Raw genomic sequence first — 309 nt, forward strand, 5'->3', positions numbered from 1 at the left:
TAGGGCACAGGGTTGGTTTAAAATAAAGGTATTATCTATGCTTAACCGCTTATCAAGTGCACAATCTCAATCTCAGGCTACTGTTTATAGTGATAATATTAAGGTGGAGAAAAGGAATGCCAGTTTGAATGCTAATCAGAGATTAAAGTCATTGCGGGAATTCATTAAATATTTCAATGAAGTGGGGAGTTTGCAGTAAAAACGAAATGAAACAATTATATAGGCTATATAGTTGTACTTAACTTGTCTTTCAATCAGTAGGATGTTGCTCAATCCCCCAAAGATATTAAAGAGCTAACAGTTATAGCC

General features: G+C 34.6%; 1 protein-coding gene. It reads left to right on the top strand.

The features are described from left to right. On the top strand, nt 1–199 hold a 199-nt coding region (locus V1952_RS22685), incomplete at its 5' end, for a hypothetical protein (RefSeq protein WP_420075653.1). Nucleotides 200–309 lie beyond the last annotated feature (110 nt).

It is taken from the genome of Yersinia sp. 2542 StPb PI, from assembly GCF_048593855.1.
Lineage (GTDB): Bacteria > Pseudomonadota > Gammaproteobacteria > Enterobacterales > Enterobacteriaceae > Yersinia > Yersinia enterocolitica_E.